Source organism: Xanthomonas sp. JAI131 (genome assembly GCF_013410075.1).
GTDB classification, from domain to species: Bacteria; Pseudomonadota; Gammaproteobacteria; order Xanthomonadales; family Xanthomonadaceae; genus Xanthomonas_A; species Xanthomonas_A bonasiae.
This window is the reverse complement of record NZ_JACCCN010000002.1, coordinates 481,099-497,513: the sequence shown is the minus strand read 5'-3', so window position 1 is coordinate 497,513 and position 16,415 is coordinate 481,099. Positions and strand designations below refer to the sequence as shown.

The 16,415-nt window shown below is 63.6% G+C and carries 9 protein-coding genes; 1 reads left to right on the top strand and 8 read right to left on the bottom strand.

Features of this window, described 5'->3' with window-relative positions:
- Positions 1–84: 84 nt before the first annotated feature.
- Positions 85–1,314, bottom strand: coding sequence for a hypothetical protein (locus HDC36_RS08915; protein ID WP_179566415.1), 1,230 nt, complete (start codon positions 1,312–1,314; stop codon positions 85–87).
- Positions 1,315–1,721: 407 nt separating this feature from the next.
- On the opposite strand from HDC36_RS08915, the gene HDC36_RS08910 reads away from it, so the two are divergent.
- Positions 1,722–1,937: a hypothetical protein gene (locus HDC36_RS08910; RefSeq protein WP_179565697.1), complete on the top strand. Its 216-nt coding sequence runs from the start codon at positions 1,722–1,724 to the stop codon at positions 1,935–1,937.
- A gap of 86 nt (positions 1,938–2,023) precedes the next feature.
- On the opposite strand, the gene HDC36_RS08905 is transcribed toward HDC36_RS08910, so the two are convergent.
- The 7 genes from HDC36_RS08905 to HDC36_RS08875 form a co-directional block, all read right to left on the bottom strand.
- Entirely contained in the window at positions 2,024–3,556 is a 1,533-nt protein-coding gene (locus tag HDC36_RS08905; RefSeq protein WP_179566413.1) for a DUF4403 family protein, read from the bottom strand.
- Between the two features lie 539 nt (positions 3,557–4,095).
- Complete coding sequence (locus HDC36_RS08900; RefSeq protein WP_179566411.1) at positions 4,096–4,626, bottom strand: hypothetical protein; 531 nt, start codon at positions 4,624–4,626, stop codon at positions 4,096–4,098.
- A gap of 318 nt (positions 4,627–4,944) precedes the next feature.
- Positions 4,945–6,792 carry a beta-galactosidase family protein gene (locus tag HDC36_RS08895; RefSeq protein ID WP_179566409.1) on the bottom strand — a complete coding sequence of 616 codons (1,848 nt, stop codon included), beginning with the start codon at positions 6,790–6,792 and terminating at the stop codon, positions 4,945–4,947.
- Between the two features lie 118 nt (positions 6,793–6,910).
- Positions 6,911–9,253, bottom strand: a complete 2,343-nt coding sequence (locus HDC36_RS08890; RefSeq protein ID WP_179566407.1) for a GH92 family glycosyl hydrolase — start codon at positions 9,251–9,253, stop codon at positions 6,911–6,913.
- Positions 9,254–9,381: 128 nt separating this feature from the next.
- Positions 9,382–10,827, bottom strand: coding sequence for a glycoside hydrolase family 125 protein (locus HDC36_RS08885; RefSeq protein WP_179566405.1), 1,446 nt, complete (start codon positions 10,825–10,827; stop codon positions 9,382–9,384).
- A gap of 148 nt (positions 10,828–10,975) precedes the next feature.
- Positions 10,976–13,705: a glycoside hydrolase family 3 C-terminal domain-containing protein gene (locus HDC36_RS08880; RefSeq protein ID WP_179566403.1), complete on the bottom strand. Its 2,730-nt coding sequence runs from the start codon at positions 13,703–13,705 to the stop codon at positions 10,976–10,978.
- Positions 13,705–16,404, bottom strand: a complete 2,700-nt coding sequence (locus HDC36_RS08875; protein ID WP_179566401.1) for a glycoside hydrolase family 2 protein — start codon at positions 16,402–16,404, stop codon at positions 13,705–13,707. Before HDC36_RS08875 ends, HDC36_RS08880 begins: the two co-directional genes overlap by 1 nt.
- Between the last annotated feature and the right edge of the window lie 11 nt (positions 16,405–16,415).

The window sequence follows — 16,415 nt, the reverse complement described above, 5'->3', positions numbered from 1 at the left end:
GATATTGCTACTGGTCGCTTGCGATGTCAAATGCTTGGGCTACATGCGCCGGTAAGCTTTTAGTGAGCTTGGCCATTGTGATGTTTAATTCTCAGGGGTGACAAATTTTATAGCTTTTCTCAGCATTTTTAACTTTTCCTCAAGAGCATTTTTATCTGGTGGCAGATCAAGAAATTCATTTGCGCTGGCGATTGAGGAAAACGCCCTTCTGTTGCCTACGTAAAAATGTATGGCCGTCCGAAAGTACTCTTGAAGCAAATAGCAGTTAGTTCTTGCGTCCTCAGAAGAAGATCCGGCATGAATCGTGCGGTTTCGGTAATCGCGAAGATGTTCCAATACCTGGCGGTGATAATCATTCTCAGTGTACAAAAAGCTACATCGCCGAATAATGTCATCATACTTGGCAACTTTCGGGCTCATGAGGGACTCTAAAGCAGACCATAGTTTTACAAATGCGGTATTAGGGTCCTTCTCATCTAGGCTACGTGCGCAATTAATAAGTGAAGATTTTATTTCTCCTTCATATGGCGTCTGGCTGATACTTCGGAGATCGCTTCTAAGTATTGACCCAAGGTTAATTCCGGTTTTGCTTTTATAGATTTTTTCAGTAGGTTTAAAATTTGGCTCATACCAAAAAATTGGACCTGCAGAGGTGCCGTCAGGATGATGTAATGTATGAAATCCTCCGGCGCGCACCCTGTTAATAGGCTTATTTGACTTGCCGCCGCCAAAAGACCACTCCATTGTGAAATTGCATCTAAGTGCAAGAATTCCTCTAAGAAAATCGAGTGCATCTATCGCCTTCTGGGCGGCGGCCTCAGCGGACTTTGCAGTCGTATCTATTCTGATGAAGCAATAGTTAATGGGTGTTGTTGGTATGTCTATATTCGCATTATTGATAGTGATCGATCGGTTAGAAAACTTCTTGGGCAGAGTGTTGCCCAAGAAAAATGTCTTGCAATCAAGGATAGAAATAACTTTGGGGAAGTCCTGTGCTCTTAATGACAGGCTGGATATAAGTGAGTATTTGGTTATTCTGTTGGATAATTGACGTCCAAGGTGGCCATTCAGTGAGTGTATAAATACATCTTTTTCCAGTGCGCCCTTGACGCTTCTAATTGCCTTCCAGATGAGCGTGCTTTTATTGAGCCCATTTGCTGCTACGGGAAATTCAAGCATGGAGGCTAGTACAGCCATATGCTCTTGATAATCGAAGCCGGAAAAGGTTACTTCACTATCAGTAACGGTCCGGTATTTATCAATTTTTTCTAAGATAATTTTTGGATTATACTTTTGCTTCCACTTTACTGACATAAGCTTTCCGGGCCAAACGGCGGTTGGATGGTTGTTCTATACAAGAGCCAGAATCTGACGTGGAGTCAACGCTGATGCAATCGTTTGGTCACCGCTATGTGTGCCAAATTAATAATTAATGCCGTCGTGCCGGCGTCCTGTGGAAGCGCTGCTATAAGTCGCATCCTCCCTGCTGGATGAGCGTTGAAGGTTTGACTGACAAGAGGCCACTCTGGCCTCTGTTGGGCACGCCTTGTAGCGGCCTTCCCACAGCGTGCCGCTCCTGTCGTGGCGAAAACTGGGGTCAGAGTCTGAGGTATTCCCACGTTTTTCATCGTGAGATCAGTGATTTACGGAGTTTCAGGCTGGAAGTGAGCGCGCGCATGGCGCAGTCTTCTAGTTGACGAAACCAAAAAGGACTGACGACCATGCGCGCCAGCGGAGTATTGCAGAAGTGCCTGTCCGAATCACTTGGCGGTATGCATGCGCTGCGCGAGGCGGTGTTGTTGCGTTCGGTGCAAGGGCAGGAAAGCGCGCAAGCTGCACTCCACCATCCGAATCGGACGCTGCGCCGTTGGCCCATGGAACCGGTCTGGAACTGGATAAGGCGGTTACGAACCCTGCCGGAAACCGTGTTCCATTAGATGCTGGCTCCCTCATGAAAAACGTGGGGATACCTCAGACTCTGACCCCTGTTTTCCTGAGTTCATAATATTTATCTTGACTCTATTTAGAGGCCGACATCTAATCCCGCAGTTCCCGACATTCGCGTATTTACCATAATTCCGGAATTCGTGTTCTCCACGGAATCTAGAGAAATCATATCTAAGCTGGCGGTCAGCTTCGCATTACCGATTTTTATATTGGCTAGCGCCAAGTTCGCCTGACCCCTGGCTTTGTCGACATGTGGGCCAAACGGAAACATAATCTGATCCTGTAAAAAATTTCGAATTGGCTCGATCCCGGCAAGTGAGATCAGAGAATCGGTAAGCCTGCTGCTAGTTGAGGCGGTATAGGTAAGATTCTTAACGGCAAGCTCACGCGTCGCCGCCTTGAGGACTGGCCTGCCCGTGAATGTCAAGTCGCCGGAGAACGTAAGCCAGTCAAATACATCTATGGTTTTCCAAAATTTGGAACGAGTATCGAAGTCGACGCGGACCGATATCAATAGGTCTCCTCCTTGCGTCGAACTGACTCTCAGGCGATCCAAAACAACTCTCGCAGGCATCTCGCCTCTCTGAAGCGCTATCTCGTATCCTTTTGGAAACTTTTCATTCATGTACTTTGAAATCTTGGCATGTGGCATTACAACTGGGATCATGAGGGAAAACGAACCGCCAGTTCTATCCGCGGCTTGGAGTGACGGAAGAGCCACCATGGTGCCTTCAACTTTCGGCTTCCCAAGTGTGACGGTGGTTTTCCCAGAAATTCCTACCGTGGCGTAAAGAATGCCGTTTTCGATGTGAATTCCTGAGAACTGGGCGGAATTTGGCGAAAACTGTATGAATGACTCGGGATCGCGAAGCAGCGGCTGCGGCTTTTGTATGCCGCGCCAAGCGGCCTCCACTTTTTGTCTCAGTTCAAGTTTCTCCAAGAGTTCAGGTGCTTCGCGGGCCATCTTCTGGAGTTCTTCGCGCAGCTTCGGTTCGACTTCACTTCCAATCGTGACTTTGACAGCATTGAAAAGCTTTATCGTGGGACGCTGAGTCCATGTAAAGTTTGGTTCAACCCTGATGGTCGGATTCCATGATGAATCTATGCTAGGGATAACGTCGGCGAAGATCACAGCCTCAGCGTCAGCGGTCTCTTGAGCTATCGCTTTTGCGGAGATGCTTGCTTTAATCGGAATACTAACGCGAAGCTTTTGACCCGATCCGTCGAGCGCAATCGGGCCGCTCCGACGAATCCATCCACTGATGTCGCACTTCACTTCGGGAGTTATCTTTGTTTTGATCCAATTGTCTTCACAGTAGATCTTTATACCTTCCATCTTGCACTTCGGAATTCCCTTAGTCTCTAACCACTGCGCCTCGACGCATATGGCATTCTTCTGGTCAATGCGAGCGAGTTCGCTAGGTACTGCTGCGTTTACTTGAGCCTGAGCAGTAGCTAGGTTAAGGCGAATAGGAATCGTCAGGTTGGAATCGGCGGCACTGAGTGACTGAGCTTTTGCAGGAGCTGTTACTACGATCAACAGGGGGAAAAGCACGAGTGACGCTAAGTTCAATTCGTGATTGCTTGAGCGCACAATTTTGGTTTTCATCGGTCTTTGCCCTCTCCGGCAAAACACTTGAATGTGCTGGCTCACAGTTGTGGAGGCCAACTGGAGGTTTGATTGAGGAAGGCACGAAACGAGCGAAATAAGAGGTGCTTTCTCCTTCCTCAGAGTTGTGGATGCGGCAGATTATTCTGTCTAACGCCTGAATTAAGCCGCGCCGCGAAGCGGCGTCGGCTGAATGAATTGTTAGGCCGCAACGAGAGTAGCCGCAAGCCCAATGCCTTGAAACAGCGCAGCGACTGATGCGGCGACCGCGGCACGGCGACTCCAACTAGTCTGTGCCTTGGCAGTAGAAACGAATGCATACCCGTCAACGAGTATTTCTGGGCTGCCGGTGCCGCCTGGAGTGAGCGCGACTTTAACGACGGCAGATTTGTACCAAAGCGCAGCTGCAACAATCGCTGAAACCATAGCGACAACGTTGGCGATAGTGGCGATAAGAATTGCTGACACCGAAATCTCCTCTTGCGGCCTAACGTCTGAATTAAGCCCGCTGGCCAAGCCAGTTCGGCTTGAATGAATTGTTAGGCAACGATGCCGCGAAGCCGCCGATTTGCCAGCCGAACAAACTTTTCATGTGCTCTAGTAAAGCAGGGCACCAGCAAATTTATCTCCCTCGCCTCAGCCTTGATGTGCTCAGGTGTAGGGCCAGCCGGCAAACTGTCGGGTTTTACGGATCGCAAGTGGCCCGTAGCTCCAGCCGAAACGGTGTTCTTTGCAATTGCCATTCCCAACTCAGACGCCGTTTTATAGACCTTTTCGTGCGCTTTGTTCAGGCGGGAGTCGATGAACTTATGATCGACCGTTCCCCACGAATCCACATAGCGAGAGAATGGTGACCAATAGGAGTTTTTAAAAGCGCCGAGGAAGTCATGACTACGGTAGAAGTCGGCAACTCCGCTATCTACAATTAGTTCCCTGTACTGCCTATACAGGTCAATGTCGTGTTGGTTTGCCTTACCTCTCCCTCCAAATATCTCTTTGATCTTGTCCCAGAAGTACCCGATGGCGGCAATTCCACCAAGAATGGTTGCGACAATTAGTATGGAATCCATGCTGCCTCATGTTGCCTAACTACTATTCAGCGGAAAAATGGTGTGTAAAACAGGTGTGTAGCGCTCCGATACCGCTACCTTTCGGAGCAGCACGCATTGCAGTTTCGATCTTTCGTAAGTTGCGCTGTCGCATAACCCTTGCGTCTAACCCCACCGCCATTCCCCAGTGCATCCCCGCACGAAGCCGACGCTATCACTTGTTGACGGTCGTCACAAGTTAAAGGCCGCTCGGCGTAACCGCCGGCAGCCTTAATTTGTAGACAAGTTGTTTGATCCCGCGTCATCCAGATTTACCGGACGGCGCGTTCCGCGAATGACTCAGTTACCCGGCGTACTCCAAACCTGCGCCTTAACCCCACTCACCTTCGCATCCGCCGCGCTATCCAAATCGAACACGATCACGCTGTTCTCGCCCTTCCGCTGCATCGGCGCCGGGAAATACAACGCCCGCTGCGGCCCGATGTTCCAATGCCGGCCCAGATTGTGGCCATTGGCCCAGGCGAAGCCTTTGCCGAAGGCCTGCATGTCCAGGAAGGTGTCGGTGGGCGTGCCGATCTTGACGGTGCCGCGGTGGAAAGCGGGGCCGTCGACCTTGGCGGTGGTCCAGCCGGTGAGCTTGCTCGGGGCGTCCATCGGCAGCGGGAATGTCTGCCAGCCGGTCAGCGGCTTTCCGTCGAGCAGCACCGGGTCCACCAGGCCGGCGCGGCCGTCGGCCAGGTGGGCGCCGTAGTTGATGCGGCCGCCGTTTTCCACCAGCACGTCCACGGTGTGGGTACCGGCGGGGATGTCCACGTCCACGGCCACTTGCTGCAGGCGGCGCTCGGCGCTGCCGGCCAGCTGGCGATCGACGTAGACGCGGGCGTAGTCGCGCACCTCGCCCAGGTACAGGCTGCCCTTGCGCGGGCCGGTGACGGTGGTGCGGTAGAGGATGTAGCCGTAGGCCTGGCCGTAGCGCTCCATCGGTTGCGGGGTGTCGGTGGTGGCGGCCGGGGCCGGCAGGTTGTCCCAAAGCGAGGCGGATTCGCGCAGCGGGGTGGCCGGCAGTTCGGCGAAGCGGATCGGGGTGGGCAGGGCGGGCGGCTGCACGCCGGTGACGCGGGTGATGGCGTCGCGGAACAGGGCGAACTTGGGCGTGGGCCGGCCGGCTTCGTCCAGCACGGCGTCGTAGTCGTAGCTGGTGGTCTGCGGGGCGTAGTGGTCGCTGGCGTTCTTCTGGAAGTTGGCGCCGTTCATGAAGCCGAAGCTGGTGCCGCCGACGAACATGTAGATGTTCGCGGAATGGCCCTGGCGCAGGATCCATTCGAATTCGCTGGCCTGCTTGGCTGCGTCGGTGTTGGCATGTTTGTCGCCCCACTGGTCGAACCAGCCGGCCCAGTATTCGCCCACCATCTGCGGTTGGCCGGGGCGGAACGTGGCCAGGCTCTGGAACGCTTTCTCGGCTTCGCCGGGGCCGAAGTTCACTACCGCCAGGGTGTCGGGCAGGGTGCCGTTGGCCAGCACGTCGGCGCCGTCGGCGGTGAACAGCAGGGCCTTGTCGAAACCGGCCTTGACGAACATGGCGCGGTTGGCCTGCATGTAGACGTGGTCGTCGTCGTAGGAGCCGTATTCGTTCTCGACCTGTACGGCGATGATGGGGCCGCCGTTGTGGTTGAGCTTGGGCTTGACCTGCGCGGCGACGGCGTCGAGGTAGGCCTGGCTGGCGGCGAGGAAGCGCGGGTCCTGGCTGCGCACGCGCAGGCCCGGTTCGGCGAACAGCCAGGCGGGGTAGCCGCCGGCTTCCCATTCGGCGCAGACGTAGGGGCCGGGACGCAGGATCACGTTGAGTCCCTGTGCGGCGGCTTCGTCGATGAAGGCGGCCAGGTCGTTGTTGCCGCTGAAGTCGAACTGGCCCTGGCGCGGTTCGACCAGGTTCCAGAACACGTAGGTCTCCACGGTGTTCAGGCCCATGGCGCGCGCTTTCTGCAGGCGGTCCTTCCAGTAGGCGCGCGGGATGCGCTGGAAGTGGATGGCGCCGGAAATGATCTGGTAGGGCTTGCCGTCGCGGGTGAAGTGTTCGCCCTGGGTGGCGAAGGCGGGCCAGGGCGTGGTGGCGTGCGTCGGCTGTGCGGATGCCGGGAGGGACAGCAGGAGCGACAGGGCAAGGGCGGACAGGGAACGACGCAGCATGTGGGGGTCTCTGGCGGGGGTGAGTTTTGTTTTTTGTAGGAGCGGCTTTAGCCGCGACAGAGTGCTACCGGAGAGTCTCGGTCGCGGCTGAAGCCGCTCCTACAAAGGGCGGGGCGTATCAAACGAAGGAAGGAGGCAGATCTTCCTTGGCTGCGCCGAAGGCGGGGTTCGGCTTCGGGCCCATCTCCAGTTCCAGGGTGCCGCCGGCGGCGAGGTCGGCGTGGCGCAGCCAGCTGCGCGTGTACGGCTTGCCGTTCCAGCGGGCGCGCTGGATGTAGACGTTGGCGGCGCTGTTGCCGTGGGCGACGACGCTGAGGGTGCGGCCGTTGCCGACATCGACGTCGGCGCGCTTGAACAGCGGGCTGCCGAGCACGTAGGTGGCGCTGACCGGGTCCACGGCGTAGAAGCCCAGGGCGCTGAGCACGAACCAGGCGCTCATCTGCCCGCAGTCCTCGTTGCCGGACAGGCCGTTGCGCGCGTCGTGGTATTGCTCGCGCAGCAGCCGCCGCACCATCGCCTGGGTCTTGTACGGCTGCCCGGCGTAGGCGAACAGGTAGGCCACGTGGTGGCTGGGTTCGTTGCCGTGCGCGTACTGGCCGACCATGCCGTCGATGTCCGGCGGCGCGTCGGCCGGCAGTTCGGAGCTGGTGGAGAACAGTTCGTCGAGCTTGGCGACGAAGCCGTCGCGGCCGCCGAACAGCTCCATGTAGCCGTACAGGTCGTGCTGGTTGAGGAAGGTGGCCTGCCAGGCATTGGACTCGGTGAAATCGCGCCATTTCGTGAGGTGGCCCATCGCGCGCGGATCGAACGGGGCGGCCCAGTCGCCGTTGCTCAGCCGCGGCTGCACGAAGCCGCTCTTGCGGTTGAACACGTTGCGGTAGTTGCGCGAGCGTTCGCGCAGGGCGCTCGCCTCCTTGGTGGCGCCGGCGGCCTGCGCCAGGTGCGCCACGGCCCAGTCGTCGTAGGCGTATTCCAGGGTGCGGCTGACCGCTTCGTCCACGGTGTCGCTGGGGATGTAGCCGCGCTTGCGGTACTCGTCCAGGCCGTGCGTGGTGTCGTCCATGGCGCGCTTGCGGTAGGCAGGCCAGGCGGCGGCGTAGTCGATGCCGGTGAAGCCCTTGGCGTGCGCTTCGGCCAGCACCACGGCGGAGTGGTAGCCGATCATGCAGCCGGTCTCCACGCCCTGCAGCGGCCAGATGCCGACGCCGTCCGGGCATTCGTTGGCGCCGCGCACCAGGCACTGCACCAGGTCGGGCACGCGCTCGGGCTGCATCAGGGTCAGCAAGGGGTGCAGGGCGCGGTAGGTGTCCCACAGCGAGTAGGTGCTGTAGTTGTGGTAGCCGGCGGGTGCCTGGTGCACCTGCAGGTCCATGCCGCGGTAGCGGCCGTCGGTGTCGCTGAACAGGGTCGGCGCGAGCAGGCTGTGGTACAGGCCGGTGTAGAAGATGCGCTGCTGCGCGTCGTCGTCGCTGTCGATGCGCACCCGCGCCAGTTCCTTCTCCCACGCGGCCACGGCAGCGGCATGCACGCGCGCGAAATCGAAGTCGGGCAGTTCGGCGTCGAGGTTGGCCAGGGCGTTGTCGGCGCTGACCGCGGAGATGCCGACCTTGACCAGCAGCGGCGCGTCGGCGGCGTCGGGGTAGTGCAGCGCCACCTTCAGGTGGGTGCCGTCGGCCTGGTGTGCGCCGGCGGCCAGCGGCTGGTCTTCGGAATAGAGTTGGGCCTTGGCGAACGGCCGCGACAGGCGCATGGCGAAGTAGATGTAGCGGCCGGTCGCCCACTGGTACACGCGGCGCCCGCCGGTCAGGGTGCGCGCATCGACGATGCGCAGCTGCGCGTCGCTGACCCGGGTCGCGATCTCGGGTTTGTCCTGCATGCCGTGGCACAGGTCCAGCAGCAGGTGCGCCGGCTTGCCCTTGGGGAAGTGGTAGCGGTGCAGGCCGGCGCGCGCGGTGGCGGTCAGCTCGGCGTGCACGCCGCTGTCCTTCAGGCGCACGCGGTAGTAGCCGGGCGAGGCGGCTTCGTCGGCGTGGTCGTAGCGCGAGCGGTAGCCGGCGTCCGGATCTTCCAGCGTGCCGGGGACCAGCTTCACGTCGCCGGTGGCGGGGACGACCAGGAAATCGAGCAGGTCGCCGACGCCGGTGCCGGACAGGTGGGTGTGCGAGAAGCCCATGATCGAGCCGTCGGATTCGTGGTAGCCGGAGCACGAATCCCACACCGCGTTGTAGGTGTCCGGGCTCAGCTGCACCATGCCGAACGGCAGCGTGGCGCCGGGGAAGGTGTGGCCGTGGCCGCCGGTGCCGATGAACACGTCGACGTGGCGGGTGAGCTCGGCCTTGGCGCGCGCGTCGGCGGGCAGGGCGTAGCTGCCGGCGCGTGCTTGCGCCAGGCGGGCGATGCCGCTGCTGCCGAACAGGGCCAGGGCGATGGCGCCCTGCAGGAAACCGCGTCGTGTGGCCATGGTGCTGTCCTCGGGGTGTGCAGCTGAGAGGGGATGATGTTTTTGTAGGAGCGGCTTCAGCTGCGACCTTGGCGTTGCCGGTCAGATCCGGTCGCGGCTGAAGCCGCTCCTACAGGGGCTGGGGGTGGTCAGGCTTTCAGCAGGTGCGGTTTGCGCTGGTGCAGGTCGATGATCAGTTCGCCGAACAAGGTGTTGGCCCAGGCGAACCAGTCGCGGGTGAACTTGCTCGGGTCGTCCTTGTCGAAGGCTTCGTGCATGAAGCCGCTGCCGGCGTCGGTGCTCTTCAGCCAGGCCAGGCATTGGCGGATCTGCGCGTCGTCGTCGCTGGCCAGCGCGTACTGCATGATCGACATCGGCCAGATCGTGCCCATGCCGCTGTGCGGACTGCCCACGCCTTCGGCGGCGCGGCCGCGATAGAAGTACGGGTTGCGCTCGCTCCACGCCAGCTGGCGGGTGCGCAGGAACAGCGGGTCGCGGCGGTCGCAGCAGCCCAGGTAGGCCAGGCTCAGCAGGCCCGGCGCGTTGGCGTCGTCGATGAACAGCTGGTTGCCGTAGCCGTCCACTTCGTAGGCCCAGAACGCCTGCCCGTCGGCATCGCGCATCTGCCCGAACTGGCGCGTGGCGGTCTCGACCTGGTCGGCCAGCGCGCGGCATTCGCCAGCGAAGGCGGCATCGTGGTGCAACGCTTCGCTCATCGTCGCCAGCTGGCGCAGCGAGGTCACTGCGAACAGGTTGGCCGGCACGAACAGCGGGTACAGGCAGGCGTCGTCGGACGGGCGGAACATCGAGTGGATCATGCCGTTGGGCTTGGTCGGCTGGCCGTAGCCTTCCAGCACCAGGGTCTCGGTGGCCAGCGGCGAGGGGCGCTGGAACGTGTAGGGGCCGCGGTCGTGCAGGCGCTGCTGCTCGCGGAAGGTCTTGACCACCACGTGCATCGCCGCGCGCCAGTCGTCGTCGAACGGGGCGGCGTCGCCGCTGGCGCGCCAGTATTCGTGCGCCAGCCGGATCGGGTAGCACAGCGAATCCACTTCCCACTTGCGCTCGCCGACGCCGGGCTTCATCTCGGTGATGTCGGCCACCGACCACTTCAGGCGCTGGCTCTTGCCGTCGGGCAGGAACGCATTGGCGTAGGGGTCGAGCTGGATGCAGGCGGCCTGGCGCTGGATCAGGCCATGGAACATGCGCCGCAGCGCCGGGTCGCGTTTGGCCAGCGGCACGTACGGATGCACCTGCGCCGAGGAATCGCGCAGCCACAGCGCCTCGATGTCGCCGGTGATGACGAAGGTGTCCGGCTTGCCGTTGCGGGTGCCGATTTCCACGGTGGTGTCGAGCGTGTTCGGATAGCAGTTCTCGAACAGCCAGGCCAGGCGCGGATCGCCGATGCCGGCCTTGACCGTGCGCAGGTGCTTTTCCACCGCGGCGCTGACGAAGCGCCGTTGCGCCGGGGCGGGGCGCTTGCTGGGCAGGCCTGCCGCCGCTGCGCCGGACGCGGCGAAGCCGGGCACGGCGCTGGCGAGCAGGCCGGCGCCGGCGGCGCTGCCGAGCAGCTGGAGGACATCGCGGCGGGAAGGCATGGGTGACTCCTGGTCTGGTTTATACGTGTGGACGCATTGCTTTGCTTTTCTGTAGGAGCGGCTTCAGCCGCGACCGGGTGTTACCGGTGAGACCCGGTCGCGGCTGAAGCCGCTCCTACAGGAAGCAATGGTGTGGCGCATTCGCTGGTTACCGCGGGATGGGCGCGCTGCCCTGGATCGAAAACGCGGTCCCGTCGCCGGGCGCGCCGGTGCCGGGCTGGCCGCCGCCGACGAACACGCGGTAGTCGCCGGGCTGCACCGCGCGCTGGCCGGCGCGATCGACATCGCTCAGCTGGCGCGGCGTCAAGTCGAATTGCACCTCGCGCGACTCGCCCGGCTGCAGCGTCACCCGCTGGAAGCCGACCAGCGTTCGCAGCGGCGACTGCGCGCGTTGCGGGTATTCCAGGTACACCTGCACCACTTCGTCGCCGGCGCGCGTGCCGCTGTTGCGCACCTGCGTGCGCACCTGCAGGTGCGCGCCTGCCTGCAGCGTCGTCGCCGACAGCTGCGGCGCGGTGTAGGCGAAGCTGGTGTAGCTCAGCCCGCTGCCGAACGCGAACAGCGGCTCGCCCTTGAAGTAGCGGTAGGTGCGGCCCTTCATGTCGTAGCTGACGTAGGCCGGCAGGTCCTTGGTGGAGCGGTAGAAGGTCACCGGCAGGCGGCCGCCCGGGTTGACGTCGCCGGCCAGCACCTGCGCGATCGCGGTGCCGCCGGACTGCCCCGGATACCACGCCGCGACGATCGCGTCGGCATGCTGCTTGGCCCAGTTCAGCGCCACCGCGCTGCCGCTCATCAGCACCACCACGAGCGGCTTGCCGCTGGCCTTGGCGCGCTCCAGCAGCGCCTGCTGCGCCGCGGGCAGGGCGAGGTCGTTGCGGTCGCCGCCGTCGAAGCCGGGCACATCGATGCGCAGTTCCTCGCCTTCCACGTCCGGCGACAGGCCGACGAAGGCGACCACCGCATCGGCCTGCGCGACCGCGCGTTCGGCCTCGGCCAGTTGCGGCGCGGCCGGCGCCAGCCATTCCAGGCGCAGGCCCTGGTCCTGGCCGCGGTGCTCCAGTTCCAGGCGGATGCGGCGCGGGCGCGCGTCGTCGAAGTGCAGCACGGTCTCGACGTTGCGGCCGTCGGCGTTGTGCATGCCGGCCGGCAGGTGCTTGTCCTCGGCGTTGCCGGCGACGACCAGCTTGTCGTCGATGTACAGCCGCACCGGATCGTGGCCGGTGCAATCGAAGCAGCGCGCCACGCGCACCGCCAGGGTGTAGTCGCCCGGCCCGGGCGGCAGCAGCTCGCCGCTCCAGCGCACCGAGTAGCGGTCTTTGTCCACGCCCTTGGCCGGCGCCACGTGGTCCCAGTTGAAGCTGACCACGCGGTCCTGGCGTTGCGTGCGCGGCGTGCCGGCCAGATCGACGTTGTCGAAATACTCGCCACGCAGGCCGGGCTTGCCGTCGCTGCGCAGGGCGGTCTCCGGGATCATGCCGGGCACGCCGGCGGCGAGCGGGGCGCCTTGCGCGTAACTGACGTTCGCGGCGCCGAAGCGCTCGCGCAGGCCCAGCAGCGGCGTCACCGGTGCGGCCGAGGTGCCCTGGTAGTTGGCTTCCAGCGCGGCCAGTGCGTCGGCGTTGGGGCCGATCACCGCCAGCCGCAGGCCTGGCTTCAGCGGCAGGGTGGCGTTGCGGTTCTGCAGCAGCACCAGCGATTGCTGCGCGGCCTGCAGCGCCAGCGCGCGGTGCGCGGCGCTGTCCACGTCCTTGGCGCCCAGCCGTGCGTACGGGTCCTTGCGCTGCGGCTGCAGTTCGCCGAGCCGGTAGCGCGCGGCGAACAGCCGCACCAGCGAGCGGTCGAGTAGGGCTTCGTCGGCCTCGCCGCGCTCGATCGCATGGCCCAGTTCGGCATAGGCGTGGCCGCAGTTGAGGTCGTGGCCGGCCTTGAGCGCGGCGGCGGAGGAACCGGCGTTGTCGGCGCGGAAATAATGGAACTGGGTCATGTCGTCGACCGCATCGCAGTCGGAGACGACGAAGCCCTTGAAGCCCCAGTCGCCGCGCAGGCGGCCGTTGAGCAGCCAGTCGGCGGCGCAGGCCGGGGTGCCGTGCAAGGAGTTGTAGGCGCACATCACCGAGCCGGCACGGCCGTCGACGATGGCGGCGCGGAATGCCGGGGTATAGGTCGCTTCCAGGTCGCGCGGCGACACGTCCACGTCGAAGCCGTGGCGGCCGGGTTCCGGGCCGCTGTGCACGGCGATGTGCTTGGGCGTGGCGATGGTGCGCGGGTGGCTGAGGTCGTCGCCCTGCAGGCCGTGGATGAAGCCCACCGCCAGCTGCCCGGTGAGGTAGGGATCCTCGCCGTAGGTCTCCATGCCGCGGCCCCAGCGCGGGTCGCGGAAGATGTTGATGTTCGGCGACCAGATGGTCAGCCCGGCGTAGCGCGGGTGGTCCTTGCCGGGGCCGCCGGCGAGGTTGAACTTGGCGCGCGCCTCGGTCGAGGTCACGGTGCCGACCTGCTCGAGCAGGGCGGTGTTCCAGGTCGCAGCCAGGCCGATCGCCTGCGGGAACACGGTCGCGTAGCCGTTGCGGGCGATGCCGTGCAGGCCCTCGCTCCACCACTCGTAGGCCGGCACGCCCAGGCGCGGGATCGCCGGTGCGTCGTTCATCGCCTGCGCGACCTTTTCCTCGCGCGTCATCTTGGCCACCAGCGCGGCGGCGCGGTCCTCGGCGTCGTCGGCATGGGCGAGCGGCGCAGCGGCCAACCCAAGCAGAGACAACCCCCGCAAAATCCCCTGTAGGAGCGGCTTCAGCCGCGACCGTGCGCTGTCCGCATCGCGTCGCGCGCAACCGCTCATGGTTCCCCGGATTTCCTGGTGCAGTGTCGTTGCCCTCCGCATCACTTCGCCTCCGCCGGCTCGGGCGGCGCACCGGCCAGCGTGGCGGCCAGATCGCGCACCTGCAGGGCGCCGCGCAGCTGTTCCAGCGTGGCGCTGCTGCGCACGTGCACGGTCAGCGGCTCGCCCGGCAGCAGGTCGAAGGCGTTGTCGGACAGCGTGGCGTCCAGATCGCCGAACGCCAGCCATACCTCGCGCGCCAGCGTGGTGCTGGTCAGGGTCAGTGTGTAGCCGTCGCCGTCGGCGCGCAGCTCGCTGCGGATATCAGGGCTGGGCAGATGCAGGTTCTTGGCTGCATCGAAGAACACCAGGTTGCGCGACAGCACGCGCGCGCCGTCGAGCAGTTCGAATACCGCGACGCTGCGCTTGGGATCGGCGCGGCGCAGCAGCTGCGCATCGCTGAAGCTGCCCACGCGCACGCTGGACAGCGGCGCCAGGGTCACCGGCTTCTCGCTCTTGCTCAGCACCTTGCCGGAGACGTCCATCACCCGCATGCGCCAGCGCGCGGCCAGCGGCACGGTGCGGTCGGACACCAGCGTCACCTCGGTCTGGCCCTTGTCGTTGCGCAGCGCGGCGATCAGCTCCGGCGCGTAGAAGCGCTTGGCGTGGTAATGCAGCGCCTTCCAGCGGCCGAAGTAGTCCAGGCTCGACCAGGACGCGCCCGGCCACACGTCGTTGAGCTGCCAGTACAGCGAGCCCATCGACTGCGGCCGCGACGCGCGCAGGTGCTCGGCGGCCAGGGCGATGCCCTCGGCCTGCATCAGCTGGCTCAGGTAGACGAAGCTCTCGAAGTCCTTGGGCTCGCCGAATTCGCGGCGGATGTACAGCAGCAGGCGCTGGTTGCCGTTGCCCTTGTCGAACTTCTGGTGCGCGCGCATCACCGGCGATTCCGGCTGCAGGTCGCCGGGTTCGGCGAAGGCGCGGATGGTGCGCATCTCCGGGAACGACTGCAGTCCGTATTCGGACATGAAGCGCGGGGTCACGTTGAGGTATTCGGTGACCGGCAGCGCCGGGCCGCCCCAGACCTTCCAGTAGTGCATGTCGCCGTCGTCGGGCTGGTCGGCGGCGCCGTCGAAGTCGGTGCCGGGCGAAGTAGCCCAGTACGGGGTGTCGCTGTCGTACTTGCTCACCGCTTCGCGCAGCACGGTGCCGAACAGCGTGGTCATGCCGCGTTCGATGCGGCTGCGTTCTTCCGGATCGATCGACTGCTTGAACTTGACCCGGTCGCCCCAGTTCTCCCAGCCGGTCTGCACTTCGTTGTTGCCGCACCAGATCACGATGCTGGGGTGGTCGCCCAGGCGCTTGACCTGCGCTTCGGCCTCGGCGCGGGTGTTCTCGCGGAACGCCACGTCGTAGGGCGGGATCGCGCCGCCGAACATGAAGTCCTGCCAGATCATGATGCCGAGACGGTCGGCATCCTCGTAGAAGCTGTCCGGCTGGTAGTGGCCGCCGCCCCACATGCGCAGCATGTTCATGTTGGCGTCGCGCGCCGATTGCAGGATGCCGCGCATGCGCGCCGCATCGACCCGGCTGGGGAAGCTGTCGAACGGGATCAGGTTGGCGCCCTTGGCGAACACCGGGATGCCGTTGACCACGATCGCGAAGCCCTTGCCCCACTTGTCGGTGTCGCGGCGCAGCTCGACGCTGCGCAGGCCGGTGACGCGCTGGGTGGCGTAGCTGTCGCCGGCGGCGTCGCGGATGCGCGCCTTGAACGTGTACAGGTCCTGCCTGCCGTAGCCGCTGGGGAACCAGCGCTGCGGCTTGGCGATGCGCACCGGCACGGTGAGCGTGTTGCTGCCCGGATCGAGCACCGCCTTCTGGCTCAGCTGCGCCACGCGCTGGCCGTCGGGGCCGAGCACGTCCAGCTCCAGCTGCACCTCGCCGCTGCGGCCGGCCTGCACCTCCAGTTGCGCGAGCAGTTGCGCCGCGTCGGCATCGACGCGTTGCTGGGCGATGTGCAGGCCTTCCACGCGCAGCGCGTCCCAGGCTTCCACGCGCACGTCCTGCCAGATGCCGGCGGTGACGATGCGCGGACCCCAGTCCCAGCCGAAGGTGTACGGCGCCTTGCGCACGTAGGTGGAGCTGTGCCGCGCGACGGGTTCGTCGCCGAAGGCCGAGTCGTAGGCGCCGGGCAGCGCGTACGGCTGCTTGGCCAGCCACGGCTGGATCTTCTTGATCGGCGAGAACAGCCGCACTTCCAGCACGTTGTCGCCGCGCTTGAGCAGCGGCTTGGCGTCGACCCGCCACTGCCGGAACATGTTGTCGGCGGCGAGCAGCTTCTTGCCGTTGAGGTAGACCTCGGCGTAGGTGTCCAGGCCGTCGAACACCAGTTCCACGTGCTCGCGCGCGAGCAGCGCGGCGTCGGCCTTGAAGCGGGTCTGGTACTGCCAGTCGCTCAACCCGGCCCACTGGATCTTGGCTTCGTTGTCGCGATAGAACGGATCGGGCACCACCCCGGCCGCGATCAGGTCGGTCTGCACCGTGCCCGGCACCTGCGCCGGCAGCCACTGCGCGGCCTTCGGAAACTCCTTGGCATGCGCCTCGCCCGGCGCCAGCCGCACCTGCCAGCCCTGTTGCAGCGACAGCGTCGCCGGCACCGCCGCCTGGGCCAACATCGGCAGGCCCATGGCCAGCAGCAGCCCGAGCCGGGCGGGGAAGCGCGCGCGCGGCGCGGAACGGGGACGGCGGTGCGGCTGGGTCATGCGTGGGTCTC

What these genes read in the sequence shown, in the direction of transcription:
- HDC36_RS08915 (WP_179566415.1), bottom strand. Translation starts at nt 1,314, where the DNA reads ATGTCAGTAAAGTGGAAGCAAAAGTATAATCCAAAAATTATCTTAGAA.
- HDC36_RS08910 (WP_179565697.1), top strand. Translation starts at nt 1,722, where the DNA reads ATGCGCGCCAGCGGAGTATTGCAGAAGTGCCTGTCCGAATCACTTGGC.
- HDC36_RS08905 (WP_179566413.1), bottom strand. Translation starts at nt 3,556, where the DNA reads ATGAAAACCAAAATTGTGCGCTCAAGCAATCACGAATTGAACTTAGCG.
- HDC36_RS08900 (WP_179566411.1), bottom strand. Translation starts at nt 4,626, where the DNA reads ATGGATTCCATACTAATTGTCGCAACCATTCTTGGTGGAATTGCCGCC.
- HDC36_RS08895 (WP_179566409.1), bottom strand. Translation starts at nt 6,792, where the DNA reads ATGCTGCGTCGTTCCCTGTCCGCCCTTGCCCTGTCGCTCCTGCTGTCC.
- HDC36_RS08890 (WP_179566407.1), bottom strand. Translation starts at nt 9,253, where the DNA reads ATGGCCACACGACGCGGTTTCCTGCAGGGCGCCATCGCCCTGGCCCTG.
- HDC36_RS08885 (WP_179566405.1), bottom strand. Translation starts at nt 10,827, where the DNA reads ATGCCTTCCCGCCGCGATGTCCTCCAGCTGCTCGGCAGCGCCGCCGGC.
- HDC36_RS08880 (WP_179566403.1), bottom strand. Translation starts at nt 13,705, where the DNA reads ATGCGGAGGGCAACGACACTGCACCAGGAAATCCGGGGAACCATGAGC.
- HDC36_RS08875 (WP_179566401.1), bottom strand. Translation starts at nt 16,404, where the DNA reads ATGACCCAGCCGCACCGCCGTCCCCGTTCCGCGCCGCGCGCGCGCTTC.